19 protein-coding genes and 1 pseudogene are annotated in these 17,693 nt (G+C 66.0%); 3 read left to right on the forward strand and 17 right to left on the reverse strand.

The window, feature by feature from the left end; all coding sequences use genetic code 11:
- Positions 1-365, forward strand: a 365-nt coding sequence (locus TX88_RS34715) for a hypothetical protein (RefSeq protein WP_209447077.1), incomplete at its 5' end; no start/stop codon positions are given.
- Between the two features lie 74 nt (positions 366-439).
- Here TX88_RS34715 and murA read toward each other — a convergent pair.
- The gene (murA, locus tag TX88_RS19930; RefSeq protein WP_044519620.1) at positions 440-1,696 is read right to left on the reverse strand and encodes a UDP-N-acetylglucosamine 1-carboxyvinyltransferase; all 1,257 of its coding nucleotides are present in this window, start codon (positions 1,694-1,696) and stop codon (positions 440-442) included.
- Positions 1,697-1,793: 97 nt separating this feature from the next.
- Here murA and TX88_RS19935 point away from each other — a divergent pair, with 97 nt between their 5' ends.
- A complete protein-coding gene (locus TX88_RS19935) occupies positions 1,794-2,360 on the forward strand; it encodes a cob(I)yrinic acid a,c-diamide adenosyltransferase (RefSeq protein ID WP_044519621.1) in 567 nt (188 codons plus the stop codon).
- A 32-nt stretch (positions 2,361-2,392) separates the two neighbouring features.
- Here TX88_RS19935 and TX88_RS19940 read toward each other — a convergent pair.
- From TX88_RS19940 to fadD1, 16 genes and pseudogenes are all read right to left on the reverse strand, one after another.
- Positions 2,393-2,828, reverse strand: a pseudogene (locus TX88_RS19940) (DUF2550 domain-containing protein).
- A gap of 27 nt (positions 2,829-2,855) precedes the next feature.
- Positions 2,856-3,221, reverse strand: coding sequence for a F0F1 ATP synthase subunit epsilon (locus tag TX88_RS19945; RefSeq protein ID WP_044519622.1), 366 nt, complete (start codon positions 3,219-3,221; stop codon positions 2,856-2,858).
- A 33-nt stretch (positions 3,222-3,254) separates the two neighbouring features.
- Positions 3,255-4,682 (reverse strand): F0F1 ATP synthase subunit beta, encoded by a 1,428-nt coding sequence (atpD, locus tag TX88_RS19950; RefSeq protein ID WP_044519623.1) that lies wholly within the window; start codon positions 4,680-4,682, stop codon positions 3,255-3,257.
- 41 nt (positions 4,683-4,723) lie between these two features.
- A complete protein-coding gene (locus TX88_RS19955) occupies positions 4,724-5,647 on the reverse strand; it encodes a F0F1 ATP synthase subunit gamma (protein ID WP_044519624.1) in 924 nt (307 codons plus the stop codon).
- 7 nt (positions 5,648-5,654) lie between these two features.
- Positions 5,655-7,304 (reverse strand): F0F1 ATP synthase subunit alpha, encoded by a 1,650-nt coding sequence (atpA, locus tag TX88_RS19960; RefSeq protein ID WP_044519625.1) that lies wholly within the window; start codon positions 7,302-7,304, stop codon positions 5,655-5,657.
- A gap of 58 nt (positions 7,305-7,362) precedes the next feature.
- The gene (locus TX88_RS19965; protein ID WP_044519626.1) at positions 7,363-8,700 is read right to left on the reverse strand and encodes a F0F1 ATP synthase subunit B/delta; all 1,338 of its coding nucleotides are present in this window, start codon (positions 8,698-8,700) and stop codon (positions 7,363-7,365) included.
- On the reverse strand, positions 8,701-9,219 hold the full coding sequence (locus TX88_RS19970; protein ID WP_044519627.1) for a F0F1 ATP synthase subunit B: 519 nt from the start codon (positions 9,217-9,219) through the stop codon (positions 8,701-8,703).
- A gap of 9 nt (positions 9,220-9,228) precedes the next feature.
- On the reverse strand, positions 9,229-9,489 hold the full coding sequence (locus TX88_RS19975) for a F0F1 ATP synthase subunit C (RefSeq protein WP_003888102.1): 261 nt from the start codon (positions 9,487-9,489) through the stop codon (positions 9,229-9,231).
- Between the two features lie 81 nt (positions 9,490-9,570).
- Entirely contained in the window at positions 9,571-10,347 is a 777-nt protein-coding gene (gene atpB / locus TX88_RS19980) for a F0F1 ATP synthase subunit A (RefSeq protein WP_044519628.1), read from the reverse strand.
- Between the two features lie 10 nt (positions 10,348-10,357).
- On the reverse strand, positions 10,358-10,804 hold the full coding sequence (locus TX88_RS19985; RefSeq protein ID WP_044519629.1) for an ATP synthase subunit I: 447 nt from the start codon (positions 10,802-10,804) through the stop codon (positions 10,358-10,360).
- A gap of 293 nt (positions 10,805-11,097) precedes the next feature.
- The gene (locus TX88_RS19990; RefSeq protein WP_084622032.1) at positions 11,098-12,318 is read right to left on the reverse strand and encodes a glycosyltransferase family 4 protein; all 1,221 of its coding nucleotides are present in this window, start codon (positions 12,316-12,318) and stop codon (positions 11,098-11,100) included.
- A gap of 7 nt (positions 12,319-12,325) precedes the next feature.
- Entirely contained in the window at positions 12,326-12,988 is a 663-nt protein-coding gene (locus TX88_RS19995) for an L-threonylcarbamoyladenylate synthase (RefSeq protein WP_044519631.1), read from the reverse strand.
- Between the two features lie 30 nt (positions 12,989-13,018).
- A complete protein-coding gene (prmC, locus tag TX88_RS20000) occupies positions 13,019-13,864 on the reverse strand; it encodes a peptide chain release factor N(5)-glutamine methyltransferase (RefSeq protein ID WP_044519632.1) in 846 nt (281 codons plus the stop codon).
- The gene (prfA, locus tag TX88_RS20005) at positions 13,861-14,937 is read right to left on the reverse strand and encodes a peptide chain release factor 1 (protein ID WP_044519633.1); all 1,077 of its coding nucleotides are present in this window, start codon (positions 14,935-14,937) and stop codon (positions 13,861-13,863) included. Before prfA ends, prmC begins: the two co-directional genes overlap by 4 nt.
- A gap of 84 nt (positions 14,938-15,021) precedes the next feature.
- Complete coding sequence (rpmE, locus tag TX88_RS20010; protein ID WP_019344296.1) at positions 15,022-15,264, reverse strand: 50S ribosomal protein L31; 243 nt, start codon at positions 15,262-15,264, stop codon at positions 15,022-15,024.
- A 135-nt stretch (positions 15,265-15,399) separates the two neighbouring features.
- The gene (gene fadD1, locus TX88_RS20015) at positions 15,400-16,953 is read right to left on the reverse strand and encodes a fatty-acid--CoA ligase FadD1 (protein ID WP_044519634.1); all 1,554 of its coding nucleotides are present in this window, start codon (positions 16,951-16,953) and stop codon (positions 15,400-15,402) included.
- 85 nt (positions 16,954-17,038) lie between these two features.
- Between fadD1 and TX88_RS20020 the strand changes: the two genes are divergently transcribed.
- Entirely contained in the window at positions 17,039-17,683 is a 645-nt protein-coding gene (locus tag TX88_RS20020) for a TetR/AcrR family transcriptional regulator (protein WP_044519635.1), read from the forward strand.
- Positions 17,684-17,693: the final 10 nt, after the last annotated feature.

The following is a 17,693-nucleotide window of genomic DNA, read 5'->3' on the forward strand; positions in this document are numbered from 1 at the left end:
AAGAATTCAATCAGAAAAATCCGATTACAAACAAAAGACACCAAAAACTGGCATCAAAAAAACAACCACCCACCATGATCGGAAGACGGGGAGTCCCCCAAAATGAGTGGCCAAAAAACAACAAACAAAAACCACCAAACACACTATTGAGTTCTCAAACAACAGACTTTTTTTGCTTCGTCACCCTGTTTTGGGGCAACCCCACCAGCTTAATCGGAATCTTGCCGGCAAGTCAAGTTGCTTCATTTTGGCTTATTTCATCCGGTCTGAGGCAACCTCGCCAGCTTAGTACGATCTCGGCTGGCTTGTCAAGTCGCTCCGGTCCGGGGTGTTTCACCCGCTCCGTGGCGACTTCAAAAGATTAGCCCGGGGCACCGTGCAAGGTCAAATCGGCTGGTCAGCGCGATTTCGAGGCTGCAAACAGGCCCGAACGTGCTGTCTACGAGCCTACGCGTTCGATCTCGGCTCCGAGGCTCAACAGGTTTTCCACGAACAACGGGTAGCCGCGATCGATGTGGAACACGTCGTGAACCTCGGTTTCTCCGTCCGCGACCAAGCCGGCGAGCACCAGGCCGGCGCCGGCCCGGATGTCGGAGGACCACACCGGCGCACTCGAAAGCTGCGGGATTCCACGCACCACGGCATGGTGACCATCCGTCCGGGCGTCAGCGCCCAGCCGGATCATCTCCTCGACGAACCGGAAGCGGGCTTCGAACACGTTCTCGGTGATCATCGAAGTGCCGTCGGCCACCGAGGCCAGCCCGATCGCCATCGGCTGCAGGTCGGTCGGAAATCCCGGGAACGGCAGCGTCGCCACATTGACCGCCTTGGGTCGCTCGTACTGCACCACCCGGAAACCGTCATCGTTCTGGGTCACGGTGGCGCCGGCGTCATGCAGCTTGTGCAGCACCAGCTGCAGGTGCTGCGGGTCGACGCCCGTCACCGAGATGTCGCCGCGGGTCATCGCCGCGGCTATCCCCCACGTCGCCGCCACGATCCGGTCACCGATCACCCGGTGTTCGGTGGGATAGAGCCGATCGACACCGGTGATCGTCAGCGTCGACGTACCCGCGCCGCTGACCTTGGCACCCATCTGGTTGAGCATCGCGCAGATGTCGACGATGTCGGGCTCGCGTGCGGCGTTGTGGATGGTGGTGACACCTTCGGCCAGCACCGCGGCCATGAGGATGTTCTCCGTCGCCCCCACAGACGGGAACTCCAGCTGGATCTCGGCACCCCGCAGATGGTCAGCTTCGGCCACCACACAGCCGTGCTCGATGTTGCAGGTCGCCCCCAGTTGGCGCAGCCCGGCCTGGTGCATGTCCAGCGGACGCGACCCGATCGCGTCACCACCCGGCAGCGCAACCTTGGCCTTCCTGCAGCGGCCTACCAGTGGCCCCAGCACACAGACCGACGCGCGGAACTGACGCACCGCCGCGAAATCGGCGTCGTACTTGGGTTCGTCGGGCGACGTGATGCGCACCGTGTCGCCGTCCAGCTCCACCGTGGCACCCAACCCCCGGAGGACCTCCGCCATCAGCGGGACATCCAGGATGTCGGGGCAATTGGTGATCGTGCTGGTGCCCTCGGCCAGCAACGAAGCGGCCATCAGTTTCAGCACACTGTTCTTCGCGCCGCCGACAGCAACTTCGCCTGATAACCGGTTTCCTCCGGTCACCAAGAAACGCTCGCTCACGCCGGTCAGTGTAAACAGCCCGCCGTCGAGTTTCTCCCTGCTCGGACAGATCCGGCGGCCCCGGCGAGCCTGTCCTCAAGCCCGGTACGGTTCAGCTATGGCGGTTCATCTCACGCGTATCTACACCCGCACCGGCGACGACGGCACGACCGGGCTGAGTGACTTCAGCAGGGTTTCCAAGAATGATTCGAGGTTGGCGGCCTACGCCGACTGTGACGAAGCCAACGCCGCCATCGGCGTCGCGGTGGCCCTGGGCGAACCTGATCAGCAAATCCTGGCGGTGTTGCGTCAGATTCAGAACGACCTGTTCGACGCCGGCGCGGATCTGTCCACGCCGGTCGTGGAAAACCCCGAGCACCCGCCGCTGCGGATCTCGCAGGCCTACATCGATCGGCTGGAGAAGTGGTGCGACGAGTTCAACGAGGCGCTGCCCGCACTGAATTCGTTCATCCTGCCGGGCGGCACTCCCCTGTCGGCGCTGTTGCATGTCGCACGCACCGTGGCTCGCCGCGCTGAACGGTCGGCATGGATCGCTGTGCACGAGCACGGCGAATCGGTCAGCGTGCTGCCGGCGAAGTACCTCAACCGGCTTTCGGATCTGCTGTTCATCCTGTCGCGGGTGGCGAACCCGGACGGGGACGTGCTCTGGAAGCCCGGCGGATGAGCCGCTTGCGCGAAGACCGTGTGGTCAGCCGCTCAGTAGTTGCGCCGCCGGGCCCGCGGCGATGGCCGTGACTCGAGCCAGGACGTGAACGCCGTCAGGGCGCCCCGGTCCAGGGCGATCTCATAGCCTTGCCGGCGTTCGGGACTGTTGTCGCGCAGTTCGAGGATGACCGTGGCATCGGTCATGATGTCGAACTCGTCGCCACGCGGGGCGCGGCGCGACACCACTTCCAGCCCCCGCCGGCTCAATCGCCGGTCAGGCCACCACCGGATGCTGGAAAGCCGGTAGAAACCGGCCTCTCCTCCGCGGTAACGCATCACGCCGTGGCGCCATCCGCTACCGCCATCGGCGGGAATGTCGCGCAGGATGGCGGCTGTCCCGCCGACCTGACGTAGCTTCCACAGCCGGTAACTCAAGGCGCCGGCCAAAAAGGGCCAGAACGCAGACGAGCGCGACCATGCCGATCATGGGCGCGCTCATCTGTCGTCTCTGTCGTCAGTCGATCTGGCCGAGAGCGCGCAGGCGCGCCCGACCCCATGCCGCTGTCTGCTCGTCGTCGGACTCCGCATCCCGTTTGGCGGAGTCTGCGTCGATCTCGGATTCGAACTGTGCGTTCTCCACCAGGATGCGAACCGTCTCCTCGGTCACCGACAGGAAACCGCCGTCGACGGCGATCCGCAGATCGTCTTCGCCTTCACGCTCGACCCGCACCATGGCGTCGTCGACGAGCTCAGCGACCAACGGGATGTGCCGCGGCAGGATGCCGATCTCACCAGCGGTGGTCCGGGTGAAGACGAACGTAGCGGTGCCGGACCAGAGCTCACGCTCGACGGCAACGATCTCGACGTTCAAATCAGCCATGTCACACCACCTCCCTGTTTCCGAACGGCTTCATCACAGCTTGGCGCCGAGGCTTTCGGCCTTCTTCGCCAGGTCGTCCAGACCACCGATGAGGAAGAACGCCTGCTCGGGCAGGTGATCGAACTCGCCCTTGGCCAGCTTGTCGAAGGCCTCGATGGTCTCCTTGAGCGGCACGGTAGAGCCCGGCTGGCCGGTGAACTGCTCGGCAGCCATCATGTTCTGGCTCAGGAAGCGCTCGATCTTACGGGCGCGGTACACCAGCACCTTGTCCTCTTCCGACAGCTCGTCGATACCGAGGATGGCGATGATGTCCTGGAGGTCCTTGTAGCGCTGCAGGATGCGGATGACTTCCTGGGCGACGCGGTAGTGCTCGTCGCCGACGACGCTGGGGTGCAGGATCGTCGAGGACGAAGCCAGCGGGTCCACAGCGGGGAAGATGCCCTTGGAGAACACCGCACGCGAAAGCTCGGTGGTGGCGTCCAGGTGGGCGAACGTGGTGGCCGGCGCCGGGTCGGTGTAGTCGTCGGCGGGCACGTACACGGCCTGCATCGAGGTGATGGAGCGACCACGGGTCGAGGTGATGCGCTCCTGCAGCTCACCCATCTCGTCGGCCAGCGTCGGCTGGTAACCCACGGCCGAAGGCATACGACCCAGCAGGGTCGAAACCTCGGAACCGGCCTGGGTGAACCGGAAGATGTTGTCGATGAAGAGCAGCACGTCCTGGTTCTGCTCGTCGCGGAAGTACTCGGCCATGGTCAGGGCCGACAGGGCGACGCGCATACGGGTGCCCGGCGGCTCGTCCATCTGACCGAACACCAACGCGGTGTCCTTCAGCACGTTGGCGTCGGCGAGCTCGACCCACAGGTCGTTGCCCTCACGGGTGCGCTCACCCACGCCGGCGAACACCGAGGTACCACCGAAGTTGCGGGCGATACGGTTGATCATCTCCTGGATCAGAACCGTCTTACCCACACCGGCGCCACCGAACAGGGCGATCTTGCCGCCACGCACGTACGGCGTGAGCAGGTCGACGACCTTCAGACCGGTCTCCAGCATCTCGGTGCGGGGCTCCAGGTCGGCGAAGGCCGGCGGCTTGCGGTGGATCGACCAGTGATCGAAGTCCTTGCCGTAGCCGGGCTCGTCGAGGCAGTCACCGAGGGCGTTGAACACGTGGCCCTTGACGCCGTCGCCAACCGGCACGGAGATCGAGGCGCCGGTGTCGCGGACGTCGGTGCCACGCACCAGGCCATCGGTGGGCTGCATGGAGATGCAGCGCACCAGGTTGTCGCCGAGGTGCTGGGCAACCTCGAGCGTCAGGGTCTTGGCGAGCGCGCCGTAGGTGATGTCGGCGTGCAGCGCGTTGAACAGCTCGGGCACGGCACCGCGCGGGAATTCAATATCCACCACCGGGCCGGTGATGCGGACTACGCGGCCCGCGGTCTTCTCTGCAGTAGCAGTCATTCTCTCTTCGCTTTCCTACGAGGCTTTCGTCTTTGGTCCGGCTAGCGCGCGTCGGCCAGCGCGTTCGCGCCGCCCACGATCTCGCTGATTTCCTGAGTGATCTGCGCCTGACGTTCGCGGTTGGCCGCGAGCGTGAGTGCCTTGATCAGATCGTCGGCGTTGTCGGTGGCCGACTTCATGGCGCGCCGGCGCGAAGCCGACTCCGAGGCCGCCGCCTCCAGCAGCGCCGCGTACACGCGGGTTGCGATGTAGCGCGGCAGCAGCGCGTCGAACAGGTCCTCGGCATTCGGCTCGAACGAATACAGCGTGTGTGGACCGGTTTCCGGCTCACCGACGTACTCGACGACCAGCGGTGCAATCCGATGCGCCACTGCGGTCTGCGAGAGCATCGACCGGAACTCGGTGGACACGATGTGCAGTTCGTCGACGCCCAGGATGCCGTCCGCTCCGGCGTCGTCGCCCTCGTCGTCGGCACCGGACATGAACGCCGTCACCAGGGTGTCGGCGATCTCCTTGGCGTTGCTGTACTCGGGACGCTCCGAGAAGCCGGTCCAGGACTCGACGACCGCACGCTGACGGAAGCTGTAGTAGCCCAAGGCCTTTCGACCGACGACGTAGAGCACCGGCTCCTTGCCCTCTTCCCGCAGCAGCGAGAAGAGCTCTTCGGCCCGGCGCAGCACGTTGGCGTTGTAACCGCCGCAGAGACCGCGGTCCGACGACACCACGAGCACACCGGCCCGCTTGGGGTTCTCCCGCTGAACGAGCAGCGGGTGGTCCAGCGCGCTGGCGCCCGCAAGCTCGGTGAGCATGTTGGTGATCTCGGTGGAGTAGGGCCGGGCCGCATCGACCCGGGCCTGCGCCTTGGCGATCCGCGACGTGGCGATCAGCTCCTGTGCCTTCGTGATCTTCTTGATCGACGAAGCGGAGCGGATACGCCCGCGTAGCTCGCGAAGTGTGGCTGCCATTGGTTACCTAGGCCTTCTTCGGAGCCGGCTTGCGGACCTTGACCGATTCCTTCTCCAGGTCCTCGGGGTCCAGTGCGTCAGCATCGGCCTCCTTGACAACCACGGAGCTGCCGTCGGTGGCGGCGAAGCCCTTCTTGAACTCGTTGATGACCGAGACCAGCTTCTCCTCGTTCTCCTCGGAGAGCTTCTTGGTCTCCTTGATGCTCTTGAGGATGTCGGAGTGGCTGGCCTTGACATGCTCCAGCAGCTCGTCGACGAAGCGGGTGACGTCCTCGGCCGGAACCGAATCCAGGTGCCCCTGAGTACCGAGGAAGATCGAGACGACCTGATCCTCGACCGCCAGCGGGCTGTACTGCGCCTGCTTGAGCAGCTCGACAAGGCGGACACCACGATCCAGCTGGGCCTTGGAAGCCGCATCCAGGTCGGAGGCGAAGGCCGCGAAGGCCTCCAGCTCGCGGTACTGCGAGAGATCCAGACGCAGCGAACCCGCGACCTCTTTCATGGCCTTGATCTGCGCGGCGCCACCGACGCGGGACACCGACACACCGACGTTGACGGCCGGTCGCACACCCTGGTTGAACAGGTCGGACTCCAGGAAGCACTGGCCGTCGGTGATCGAGATGACGTTGGTCGGGATGAACGCCGAGATGTCGTTGGCCTTGGTCTCGATGATCGGCAGACCCGTCATCGAACCACCGCCGAGTTCGTCGGACAGCTTGGCGCAACGCTCCAGCAGACGGGAGTGAAGGTAGAAGACGTCGCCGGGGAACGCCTCGCGGCCCGGCGGGCGGCGCAGCAGCAGCGAGATGGCGCGGTAGGCGTCGGCCTGCTTGGAGAGGTCGTCGAAGACGATCAGCACGTGCTTGCCGTCGTACATCCAGTGCTGGCCGATGGCCGAACCGGTGTAGGGCGCCAGCCACTTGAAGCCGGCCGGGTCAGAGGCGGGGGCCGCGACGATGGTGGTGTACTCCATCGCGCCGCCCTCTTCCAGCGCGCGCTTCACGCTGGCGATGGTGGTGCCCTTCTGACCGATGGCGACGTACACGCAGCGCACCTGCTGCTTGGGGTCGCCGGTCTCCCAGGCCTCACGCTGGTTGAGGATGGTGTCGACGCAGACCGCGGTCTTGCCGGTCTTGCGGTCACCGATGATCAGCTGACGCTGGCCACGGCCGATCGGGGTCATGGCGTCGATGGCCTTGATACCGGTCTGCAGCGGCTCGGACACGCCCTGGCGCTGCACCACCGAAGGGGCCTGCAGCTCGAGTGCACGGCGGGTCTCGGACTCGATGTCGCCCTGGCCGTCGATCGGCTGGCCGAGCGGGTTGACGACGCGACCGAGGAACGCGTCGCCGACCGGCACCGAGAGCACCTCGCCGGTGCGCTTGACCTGCTGGCCTTCTTCGATCTTCTCGAACTCACCCAGGATGACGGCGCCGACGCTGTGCTCGTCGAGGTTGAGTGCCACACCCAACACACCGCCCGGGAACTCGAGGAGCTCCTGGGTCATGACCGAGGGCAGGCCCTCGACGTGAGCGATGCCGTCACCGGCATCGACGACGGTGCCGATCTCTTCACGCTCGGTGTCGGCGGAAAACGAGGATACGTAGTCCTCGATGGCACCTTCGATATCAGCAGCCGAGATTGTCAACTCTGCCATGGTTTTTCGTCTTCCTACCTTGTTCTTGGGGTGGTTCTGGGGTTGCCAGTGCCGTCGGTCAGTCCGGCAGCTGGGTGGCCGCTGCGGCCAGTCGGGACGAGATCGAGCCGTCGATCACTTCGTCACCGACGGTGATCGACAGACCACCGAGCAGTTCGGGGTCGACGTGCAGTTGCACCGACACCGGGTGTCCGTAGATGCGGGTGAGCACCTCCGACAGCCGGGTCCGCTGGGCATCGGTCAGGTCGGCCGCGGCGGTCACGTGAGCGACCACCTCGCCGCGGCGGGACACCGCGAGCTCGGCGAGATCGATGACTGCCTCGTCGGCACGCTCGCCGCGCAGCAGTCCCACAGTCTGGGCCAGCAGCGCTGCCGCCGTCCCGCTTCCACCCGCGTTGCCGCCAAGCACCTTGTTCAGCAAGGCAATCCGGCCGTCGACCGGGGTGGTGTAGTCACTGAGCAGGGCCGAGAGCTTGGGCTCGGCGTCGAGCAGGCGGCCGAACCGGAACAGCTGGTCCTCCACCTCGTCGACCTCACCGGCGGTCTCGGCGCGCTTGAGCAGCGCCAGACGTGCGGTGTGTTCAATGGCGTCGACCAGGTTCGACTCGGTCGACCAGCGCTGCGAGACGGCGGTCCGCAGCACGTCCAGGGCGGTGGTGCCGACCTTGCCGGACAGCAGGCGGTCGACCAGCTGCACCTTGGCGGCACCTTCGTCGGTCGGCTCGGCCAGATGCCTGGTGAGCACCGACTCCGACAGCAGCAGCTTGGCCACCGAGGTCAGGTCGTCGGCCAGCGCCGTCAGGTCGTCTGCACCGAGACCGCTTGCGACGGAGTCGAACTTGTCGACCACGACGGCCAGCGACTCGCGGCTGGCAGCGCGCAGCTTCGCGGTTGCGGCGGTGTCGATCACAAACGCCGACGGGGCCATCTGATCGAGCTCGGCGAGGAACCGGTCGACCGTGGCCGCCTGCGCGGCCGGATCGGCGACATGCGCCCGCACCAGAGCGTCGGCCTTGGCGACCGACTCCGATCCGAGACCGGTCCGCAGCTGGCGGATGAGCTGCTGGCGCATCAGCTGAACCTGCTGAACACCCTGCGCCTTGATCCGCTCGGCCTCCGTGCCGGCCTGCTCGGCCAGCTGAGCGGTGATCCGCTCGGAGTCCTGCGAGGCCTCATCGGTCACCTTGGCCGACTCGGCCTTGGCGTCGGCGAGTGCCTTGGCATGCATCTCATCGGCTTCGGCGAGCTTCTTCGCCGCATCGGCGCTCTCGGCGAGGGCGACCCGCACGGCTTCCTGCTGCTTCTGCATCAGGCTCCGCACTGGCGGCACCACCCACTTGATGATGATGTAGGCGATGACGGCAAAGCCGATCAGCTGCCCGATAAATATCGACATCTACTGCGTCCCACCTGATTTCACGTCGACGCCCAAAATTCGGCTGGCCAGGGTCTGCGAGAGTCCGTCCACCGACGTCTCCAGGTCCGACCGCACCTCGGCACTCTGAGCAGCGAGCTGCTCGTCGGCCTGGCGCACATTCTCGGCCACCTCGGTGCCGGCCTCGGCGCGCTTGGCATCGACCACCTCGCGACCCGCTACGCGGGCCTCGTCACGGATGGCCGACGCCTGGGTACGCGCCCCGGCCATCGCCTCGTCATAGTCGGCCTGCGCTGCGGCCACCTGCTCGGCAGACTTCCGATTGTCGGCGGCGGTCTTCGCCAGCATCGCTTCGCGCTCTGCCAACACCTTGCCGACCGGTGGCACAACCCATTTCGCGATCACGGCAAGCGTGATCAGGAAAATGATCAACACGGCGAAGAAGGTGCCGTTGGGGACCAGGAAGTTGCTCTGGCCCCCACCGCCTTCCTCCGCCGCTGCCTGGCTTGCAGCCAGGATCGTTGCGCTCAGTTCACCCATGCTGATGGACTACTGCAGGCCCGGGGTGGCGAAGACGAACAGCGCCATGAAGGCCAGGTTGATGAAGTACGCGGCCTCCACCAGACCGACGGTGATGAAGAACGGGGTGAACAGACGGCCCTGGGCCTCGGGCTGCCGGGCGATGCCCGAGATCAGCGCGTTACCCGCGATACCGTCACCGATACCAGCGCCGATGGCGCCGCCACCCATGATCAAACCGCCACCGATCAGAGCGCCGGCCGTGATGAGGGCGTTGGGGTCGAGTTCCATTCCTTTTATCCTCCTTGATAACTGGTGGCTGTGCCGCCAGAGGTTCGTGTCGTGCAGTTGTAGGGATCTAGCCGGTCATGCTCAGTGATCTTCGTGGTCCAGCTCCATCGACTGGCTGAAGTACAGGATCGTCAGCAGCGAGAAGATGAAGGCCTGGATGAGGCCGACGAACAGGTCGAAGGTCTTCCAGATTGCGTTGGGTGCCCACTGGATGTACCAGGGGAACATCGCGATCAGCGCGACGAGGATGCCGCCGGCGAAGATGTTGCCGAAAAGACGGAGGGCCAGCGAGATCGGCTTGGCGAGTTCCTCGACGATGTTGATCGGCATCAGCGCGGGGACGTGACCCTTGAGCACCTTGACCGGGTGGCCGATGATGCCGCGCCGCCAGATGCCGGCCGCGTGGTAGCAGACGAACACGAACAGGGCCAGCGCCAGCACGAAGTTGATGTCGGAGGCCGGCGGCTTGTACCACTCGGCGGCGGCACCGTCCGGTCCCCCGTACTGCAGCGGCAGCACCGACAGCCAGTTGGAGACCAGGATGAAGACGAAGATCGTCACTGCCAGCGGCAGCACGAACGGCGCGACCTTCATACCGATCGCGGCCTCGATCTGGCCGCGCATCTGGATGGTCAGGGCCTCCCAGAACAGCTGCACACCGCCCGGCACACCGGTCGAGGTGACCTTCGCGCGCAGGACGAACGCCAGGGCGATCACGATCACCGCGGTGACCGCGGTGGCCAGGATGGTGTCACCGTTGAACGTCATCCCGAACAGCTCGAACACCATCGTGTGGTGGCCGACGTGGATGGCGGCGCCACCCTCTTCGGCGGCGAGCACGGTCGTCGTCTGAGTCATATAGGTCAGCTCAACCCTTCGATTCCGTATCCAAGACATCCAGGCCGTTCGAGCGGATCTTCCGCAGCACGGGGATGCTGGTGCTCATCACCAGCAGAGCCTGGAAAATCGCCAGCCCGAACAGCACCGCGATGCCGCCCGAGGTTTTGAAGACAAATGCGATGCCGAGTGCGATCGCGGTGATGATCAGCAGCCGTGTCGCGGAGTTCACGGCCATCTTCTTCTTGAGCGGGTGATCTTCGGCCGTGATCGATTCGACGGCCCGGCGCACCAGCAAGGCGTTGACCAAGCCGAGGCCCAGTCCGACACCGAAGAAGACGCCGAAGTAAATGTGTCCGGTGAATGCGGCGGCCACTACGGCCAGCGCGGTCAGTACGACGCAAACGATCAGGAGACGCAGCGGCCGGAAGGCCACTGACGGGAACACCAACGGCGCGTCTTGCGCTGGCGTCGTCACTGCTTCACCCCAATCCCGCTGTCACGAAAAGCTGCACCCTCGGAGATGCCACCGGTCGCTATCCCCTGGCAAAAGCCTGTGCATGCCCGCCGAGAATATCGGAGGGCTGCGGGCGGGCTTGAATCACCCACGGGGTAGCTCCCTTTGTCGGTCGTTGATCGGCACCTGACGGTTCGTCGAACCGATGGGCCGGGCCGGCAACCCGCGAGGTTTTTCGGGTTCTGGCAGCACCCTAACACATGGTAGGCACCCCTAAACGTGGCCTACTACTTTTCGTCGTACTTAGCCCCGCGCTAGTCCTCGGACCCTTCGCTCCCGCGTTGCAACAGCGGAATCAGGGTCACCACGATCGCGACCAGAATGGCCGCGACGACGACCGCTCCGGTGTAGCGAGGATCGAAGAAGATCGTGGCTGCCGCGCCGAAGGCGATGATGCCAACCCACAGGTAGATCAGCAGCACGGCGCGGCGATGCGAGTGCCCGATCTGCAGCAACCGGTGATGCAGGTGCATCTTGTCGGGGCTGAGCGGGCTACGGCCGGCCCGGGTGCGCCGCACGATGGCCAGCAACGTATCCAGTGCGGGCACCAGCATCACGGCGATCACCAGTAGGAACGGCGACATCAGCGCGAAAACGTCGCGGGCACCGTAGGCGTTCTGCGAGATCGGTCCGGCGGCCGTGGTCGACGCCGCACCCAACATCAGGCCGATCAGCATCGACCCGGAGTCGCCCATGAAGATCTTGGCCCGGTGGAAGTTGTGCGGCAGGAAGCCCAGACAGGCCCCGGCCAGAACCACCGAGATCACCGCGGGCGGGTAGAACAGCACGTCGCCTCCGTGGTCGCGCAGCAGCCCGACCGAGAAGATGCAGATCGCCAGCGCCGTGATCAGCCCAAGGCCGGCGGCCAGGCCGTCCAGCCCGTCGACGAAGTTCATCGCGTTGACGATCGACACCGTCAGCGCGAGCGTCAACAGGATCGACGACACCTGGTCGAGCACGATGGTGCCCACTCCCCCGATCGGGATGTAGAGCACGCTCCAGGCCACACCCATGGTGACCAGCACGCTGGCCGCGGTGATCTGCCCAGCGAATTTGGTCAGGGCGTCCAAGCCCCAACGGTCGTCGATCAACCCGATGGCCATGATCAGCCCGCCCGCCACCACGACCGCGGGCATACCGGTGGAGTAGACGAAACCCCGTGTGAGTGCGGGCAGTTGGGAGGCCAGCAGCACCGCGGCGGCGACCCCGATGTACATGGCCAACCCGCCCATCCGCGGTACCGGTTGTACGTGGACGTCACGTTCGCGCGGATAGGCGACGGCGCCGATCCGGATGGCCAGCACGCGCACCCAGCCGGTGGCGAAGTACGTGATGATGGCGGCGGTCAGCCCGACAAGCGCGAGTTCACGCAGCGGTACCCCGGCACCCCGGTCCGACAGGGCAAGAAGCCCGGCTTGACTCGCGGAGATCAATTGGTCGCCGGCCGTCATCACCGATGAACCGTACTGCAGCAAGCTGAGATCACTCCGTAGGTGTTGTTGTGAGCGTGGACGTTTCCACGCCGACGACCCTGGCGATGTCGGCCGCGCTGATCGGGCCGGTCCGCAGGATGCGCGGCTGGTCACCGGTGAGGTCGACGATGGTGGAGGCGGCCTGTTGTTCTGCGGGCCCGCCGTCGAGATAAACCTCGACCTTGTCGCCGAGTTGCTCGTGGGCCTGAGCCGCGGTGACCGCGGCGGGCTGGCCCGAGACATTCGCGCTGGACTGGGCCATGGGCCCGACCTCCCGCAGCAGCTCGATGGCCACCGGGTGCAGCGGCATCCGGAGCATGACGCTGCCGTTGGCGTCCCCGAGGTCCCATTGCAGTGAAGGCGCCTGCGTGACCACCAGGCTCAGCGCGCCCGGCCAGAATGCGCGGATGAGTTCGCGGGCGGCGGGCGGCACCGAATAGACCAGCCCGTCGATGGTGTTCCACGAGCCGACGAACACACCGACGGGCATGTTGCGGCCACGGCCTTTGGCGGCGAGCAGACTGCCGACCGCATCACGATCGAAGGCATCCGCACCGATCCCGTAGACGGTGTCGGTCGGCATCACCACAAGCCGGCCGCCCTTCACCGCGCTGATCGCCGAGGCGATACCAGTCGTGCGCTGATCGGTATCGGTGCAATCGAAGATGGTCATGTCGGCTCCCCGGTCGGTGCGCGCATCAGCTCAGCTTCTCCCAATCCGGGTCGCCGTGACAAAGCGGGGTCGTCCGGCGAGGTCACGGCGCGCGGTGACCTCACTGAAGTGCCCGTTGTGGGCGAAGGCCTCGACGGACAGCTCGGAGGTGGTGTCGTCGTGCTCGACGGCGCACGGCGCACCGTCGCGCAACCATCGGGCGGCCAACGCGACGATCGGCCGGATCACCGACATGCCGTCGGCGCCACCGAACAGGGCATGCGCGGGATCGTGTTCGGCCACTTCAGGTTCCAGGACGGCGGCCTCGGGGATATAGGGCGGGTTGGACACCAGCAGGTCCACCTGGTCATCGAGTTCGGGCAGCAGGTCCGGGGCGGTGACGTCGGCGTCGAGGATTTCGACGCGCGTCCCTGCCGCGTTGCGACGCGCGAATTCCAGGGCCGCGGGCGAGTTCTCCACCGCCAGCACCCGGGCATCGGGCCACTGCGCGGCCAGCGCCAGCGCCAGCGCACCCGAACCGGTGCAGAGGTCGACGATCAGGGGGTTCGACGGAAGCCGTTGCGCGCACGCCCACTCGAGCAGTGCCTCGGTCTCCGGCCGGGGAATGAACACCCCGGGACCGACCGCGAGCGTCAACGGGCCGAACGGCGCGGTGCCGATCAGGTGTTGCAGGGGAATCCGGCGGGACCGGGCCGCGACGAGTTCTTCGTAGGCCTGCTCGAACCGTTCGTCGGGGTCATCGAGAAACATCAACCGGCTGCGGTCGACGCCCGCGACGTGCGCGGCGAGCAGTTCGGCGTCGATGCGCGGTGAGGCCACGCCGGCGGCGGCCAGGCGAGCCGTCGCGGCCGCGACCGCCTGCCGCACGGGCGTCATGACTGCTGCTGCAGCCGGGCCTGTTTGTCGGCGGTGCCCAGCGCGTCGAGCAGCGCGTCCATGTCCCCGTCGAGCACCTGGTCGAGGTTGTGCGCCTTGAAGTTGATGCGGTGGTCCGCGATCCGGTTCTCGGGAAAGTTGTAGGTGCGGATCCGCTCGCTGCGGTCGACCGTGCGGATCTGGCTGGCGCGATCGGCCGAGGCGTCGGCCGACGCCTGCTCCTCCGCCAGTGCCTGCAGCCGGGCGGCGAGCACCACCATGGCGCGGGCCTTGTTCTGCAGCTGCGAGCGTTCGTTCTGGCAGGTCACGACGATGCCCGTGGGCAGGTGGGTGATGCGCACCGCCGAGTCGGTGGTGTTCACGCCCTGACCGCCCTTACCGGAGGACCGGTACACGTCGATGCGCAGATCCGATTCGTCGATCTGCACCTGCTCGACGTCTTCCGGCTCGGGATAGACCAGCACGCCGGCAGCGGAGGTGTGCACGCGGCCCTGCGATTCGGTGACGGGCACCCGTTGTACGCGGTGAACGCCACCCTCGAACTTCATCCGTGACCACACGCCGTCGGCGGAATCGCCCTTGCCGGCGATGGTGATGGTGGCGTCCTTGTAGCCGCCGAGGTCAGACCACGTCTCGTCGAGCACGGTGACCGTCCAGCCGTGCCGCTCGGCGTACCGGATGTACATGCGGGCCAGGTCGGCGGCGAACAGTGCCGACTCCTCCCCGCCTTCCCCGGACTTGACCTCCAGCACGATGTCATCGGCATCGTGCGGGTCGCGGGGTGCGAGCTGGTCGGTCAGCTGGGCGTCGAGTTCGGCGACCTTGGCGGTCAGCTCGTCCACCTCGGCGGCGAAGCTGGCGTCGTCGGCGGCGAGTTCGCGGGCGGCCTCGAGGTCGCCGCGGGCGGCCTCCAACTTGCGGTAGGTACCCACGACCGGTGACACCTGGGCGAACCGCCGGCCCACCTTGCGGGCGGCGGAGGCATCGGCGTGCAAATTGGGATCGGCGAGCTGGCGCTCCAGGTCCGCGTGCTCAGCGAGCAGCGCCTCGATCGCAGGTGCGGTATCCGTCACGTCAGCCTCCTCCAACTTTCTCCGGAAACGAGAACAGCGCCCAGATCTGACGCATATGCGACAGATCGGGCGCCGTTGACGTAGCTACTTGTCGGCTGCAGCAGCCTGATCACCGGCAGGCTTGCGCTTGCCGTACCGCTTCTCGAAGCGGGCCACGCGGCCGCCGCTGTCGAGGATCTTCTGCTTGCCGGTGTAGAACGGGTGGCACTGCGAGCAGACCTCGACCACGATCTGGCCGCTCTGCTTGGTGCTACGGGTCTGGAAGGTGTTGCCGCAACCACAGTGCACCGTGGTCTCGACATACTCCGGATGAATGCCTGTTTTCATGGTTCCTCTTCAATCGTTGGCCCGGGTCGCCCGCACGGACGTGAACCGGGACCGAGGGTCGGCGGTCCATTATGCCAGGTCAACCGCCAACCTCCTAAACGCGCGATGACCGGCCGCTATTCCTGCCCGGACTCGTCAGATGGTCGCGTACGACGTGCCGTCGCGCTTCCACACCACCCGGCCGGCCGGATCGGCGCCGAGCGCGACCAGTTCGCGCTTGAGGATCTTGTTGGTCGCGGTGCTGGGCAGATCCTCGGCGAGCCAGACGTACCGCGGCCAGGACTTGGGCGACAGGTCCGCCTGGCCGGCGAGGAATTGGGCAAACGCTTCCGGGGCGAGCTCCTGGCCGTCGCGCAGCACGATGGCGGCCATCACCTGATCGCCGACGAACTCGTCGGGCACCGGGTAGACCGCCACCCGGCTGATCACCGGCTGCCGCAGCAGGATTCGCTCGATGGGGGCGGCGGTGATGTTCTCGCCGTCCACCCGCATCCAGTCCGCGGTTCGGCCGGCCAGGTAGATCCAGCCGTCGGCGTCGCGGTAGGCCAGGTCACCCGACCAGTACATGCCGTGCCGAAGTCGTTCGTCGGTCGCGCCCTGATCGTTGTGGTAGCCGCGGAACATCCCGCTGCCGTTGGTGTTGACCAGCTCACCGGTGGCTGCGTCGGCGTTGACCAGGGCTCCGGTGTCGTCGAATTCTGCGACGGCGCACTCTTCGACGGTCTCCGGGTCGTAGATCGCCACCCCGGGGAAACCCTGGCCGACGCTGCCTGCCGGTGTCTCCTCGGAGCGGGTGATGATGACCGCCAGCTCGGTCGATCCGAAGCCGTCCCACACGCTGCAGCCGAACCGGCGGCTGAATTCGTCGATGTCACGGTCGGCTGCCTCGTTGCCAAATGCCACCCGCAGCGTGTTGTCGTGGTCGTCGGACTGCTCGGCGGTGGCCAGGATATAGGCCAGCGGCTTGCCGACGTAGTTCATGTACGTCGCGCCGTAGCGGCGGATGTCCGGCAGGAAGCCGGACGCGGAGAACTGTGCGGGCGCCATGGATGCGCCCGAACTGAGGGCGACGCCCCACCCCGCGTACACCCCGTTCGAGTGGAACAACGGCATGGCCAGGTAGCAGGTGTCCGCGTCGGTGAGGTCGTAGCGCTGTACCAGCGCCGCAGCCGAGAACAGCACGATCGAGTGGGCCACCTCGACAGCCTTGGGCTCGCCACTGGTGCCCGAGGTGAAGATCATCATGAAGGTGTCATCGGGCCCCACCTCGCGGTGCGGGGTGAGTTCCTGTGGCGACCAGGTGGTATCGGAAACGTCGATGACGGTGACGCCCGGCAGGTCGACGCCGTCGAGCAGCCGGCGATGCTGGTCGTCGACCAGGACGACCTGACACTCGACCCTGGCGATATCCCGGGCCAGCCCGTCGCCGCGACGGGTGTTGTTGATACCGCACAGCACGTAGCCGCCGAGCGCCGCGGCGGCCAGCGCGGTCAGCATGTCGGGGGTATTGCCCAGGAGCGTGCCGACATGCAGTGGACGCTGCGGATCGGCCATCCCGATCAACGCGGCAGCCTGAGCTTTCGCCTCGGCCACGTGCTCGCGCCAGGTCCAGGTGCGGTCGCCGTACTTGACGGCGACCGTGTCGCCTCCTTCGCGCTCGCGGAGCAACTGCTGCAGCGTTTCGGCCATCCGATAATTCCCCAAGGATCAGTGAACAGAATTAGAAAACTGTCTACCATGGTTGTGGCGCGACGGATACACCCTTGGCAGAATCATGTACCTAAGCCCATCAGAAGACCAGGAGACACCACAGTTGACCAGCACCACGTCTCCGCGCAGCGTGCGAGATCGACTGATAGACGCTGCCGAAGAATGCCTGCGCACCAAGGGCATTCGCGCGACCACGGTCTCGGAGGTGGCCGAGGCCGCAGGCGTGTCCCGCGGCTGGCTGTACCGCCACTTCCCCGACAAGGTGACGCTGCTGGGCGCGGTGATCGTCCGACTCAATGACACGTTCTGGTCGGAAGCCCAGGCCGTGCTCGAACAGATCGACGGCCTGGACCGGCAGATCGCCTGGGGTGTCGGCAACGGCCTGCGGGCGTACGACGATCCCGGCGCTGTGGTGATGAAACTGCGCACCGAGGAACCCGAGGAGTTCGCCGCCTGCGCGGGCGCCGGCGTTCAGGGGATGATCCCCGACCTGGCCGAATTCTGGTCGCCCTATCTGGTGGCCGCTCGCGATCGCGGCGAGGTCCGCGCCGACATCGACATCCCCGAGGCATCGGAATGGGTTGCGCGCGTATTGATCTCGCTGGCGACGGTGCCGGGCAACACGCTCGATCCCAGTGACGGGGACGCGGTGCTGGCCCAGGTTCGGCGCTACTTGATGCCTGGGCTGCGCCCCGATCCAACCGCCTGACGGTACGAAA

Source organism: Mycolicibacterium septicum DSM 44393, assembly GCF_000455325.1.
Taxonomy (GTDB): Bacteria; Actinomycetota; Actinomycetes; order Mycobacteriales; family Mycobacteriaceae; genus Mycobacterium; species Mycobacterium septicum.